Origin of the sequence: Mesorhizobium sp. M7A.F.Ca.CA.004.04.2.1 (assembly GCF_004022825.1) — a bacterium.
Taxonomy (GTDB): Bacteria; Pseudomonadota; Alphaproteobacteria; order Rhizobiales; family Rhizobiaceae; genus Mesorhizobium.
In genome coordinates this window covers 1-1985 of the sequence record NZ_RZPH01001062.1, presented here as the reverse complement: position 1 = coordinate 1985, position 1985 = coordinate 1, and the positions used below count along the sequence as shown (strand labels likewise).

General features: G+C 63.3%; 2 protein-coding genes. Both read right to left on the bottom strand.

What is annotated here, in order from left to right; all coding sequences use genetic code 11:
- Window positions 1-357, bottom strand: a 357-nt coding sequence (locus EN893_RS31275) for a TIM barrel protein (protein ID WP_164749066.1), incomplete at its 3' end; no start/stop codon positions are given.
- Between the two features lie 10 nt (window positions 358-367).
- On the bottom strand, window positions 368-1985 hold a 1618-nt coding region (gene gcl / locus EN893_RS31270; RefSeq protein WP_128362067.1), incomplete at its 5' end, for a glyoxylate carboligase.

The following is a 1985-nucleotide window of genomic DNA, read 5'->3' as shown; positions in this document are numbered from 1 at the left end:
CTCCAGCACCTTGCGGTCGGCGGCGGCCGGCGCGATGCCGGCCAGGCAATTGACCTGCTCACAGCCGAGCGCCTGCGCGTAGGTGATCGCCTTGGCGACGCCTTGGCGGAATTCCGGCACGCGGTCCGGCAGCACGGCAATACCGCGTTCGCCCTTGCCCCAGTCGCCCGCCGGCAGGTTGAACAGCACCTGGGTCAGACCGTTCTTCTTCAACCGGGCGGCGACGACATCGGGCGCATGGTCATAGGGGCCGATATATTCGACGCCCTTGAAGCCGGCGCGGGCGGCGGCATCGAAACGATCGAGGAACTCATGCTCGCCAAAGAGCATCGACAGATTGGCTGAAAAACGCGGCATTCTTTTTCTCCTAATCCAACATCACGATCGCCGTCGGCGCATCCTCGTGGCTTTCGGCAAGCTCCTCGAATTCGGTGATCTTGTCGATCTCGGTGCCCATGGAGATGTTGGTGACGCGTTCGAGGATGAATTCAAGCACGACCGGAACCCGGTGCTCTTTCATCAGCCGCTGCGCCTCCTTGAAGGCTCCGGCGAACTCTTCCGGCTTGCGCACCCTGACCGCCTTGCAGCCCATCGCTTCGGCGACGGCAACATGGTCGACGCCATAGCCTGCCTCGGGATCGCCTGCCCGGTTGATGTTCTCGAAGGCAAGGTCGACCTCGAAGTCCATCGAAAACCCACGCTGCGCCTGCCGGATCAGGCCGAGATAGGCGTTGTTCACGACGACATGCAGATAGGGCAATTTGTGCTGTGCGCCGACCGCCAGTTCCTCGATCATGAACTGGAAATCATAGTCGCCCGACAGCGCCACGATGGTGCGGTCGGGATCGGCGGCGCGCACGCCAAGGGCTGCCGGCAAGGTCCAGCCAAGCGGGCCGGCCTGGCCGCAATTGATCCAGTTGCGCGGCTTGTAGACATGCAGGAACTGCGCGCCGGCGATCTGCGACAGGCCGATCGTGGTGACATAGGTGACGTCGCGGCCGAACGCCTTGTTCATCTCCTCATAGACACGCTGCGGCTTCAGCGGCACCTGGTCGAAATGCGTCTTGCGCTTCATCGTCTTCTTGCGGGCCTGGCATTCCTTCGCCCAGCCGGACCAGTCGCGCAGTCTGCCTGATGTCTTCCATTCAGTGGCGACGTCGAGCAGCATCTTCAGCGCCGCGCCCGCATCCGAAACGACACCGAGATCCGGCGCGAAGACACGGCCGATCTGCGTCGGCTCGATGTCGACATGGATGAACTTTTTGCCCTTGGTGTAGACATCGACGGAGCCGGTGTGGCGGTTGGCCCAGCGGTTGCCTATGCCGAAGACGAAGTCGGCTTCCAGCATCGTCGCATTGCCATAGCGGTGCGAGGTCTGCAGCCCGCACATGCCGGCCATCAGCCGGTGGTCGTCGGGGATAGCGCCCCAGCCCATCAAGGTCGGGATGACCGGCACGCCCGAAATCTCGGCGAATTCGATCAGCAGGTCCGACGCATCGGCGTTGATGATGCCGCCGCCGGCGACGATCAGCGGCTTTTCGGCCGCGTTGAGCATGGTCAACGCCTTTTCGGCCTGGGCGCGCGTCATCGCCGGCTTGAACGGCGTCAACGGCTCATAGGCATCGATGTCGAATTCGATTTCGGCCAGTTGCACATCGACAGGCAGGTCGATCAGCACCGGGCCCGGCCGCGACGAGCGCATCAGGTGAAACGCCTTCTGCAGCGCCATGGGGACGAGATAGGGCTCCATGACGGTGACCGCCCATTTGGCGACCGGCGCGGCAATGGCTGATATGTCGACGGCCTGGAAATCCTCCTTGTTCAGCCGCGCCCGCGGCGCCTGCCCGGTGATGCACAGGATCGGAATGGAATCCGCGGCAGCCGAATAGAGCCCTGTGATCATGTCGGTGCCGGCCGGACCCGAAGTGCCGATGCACACGCCGATATTGCCTGCCTTGGCGCGGGTAAAACCTTCCGCCATGTGC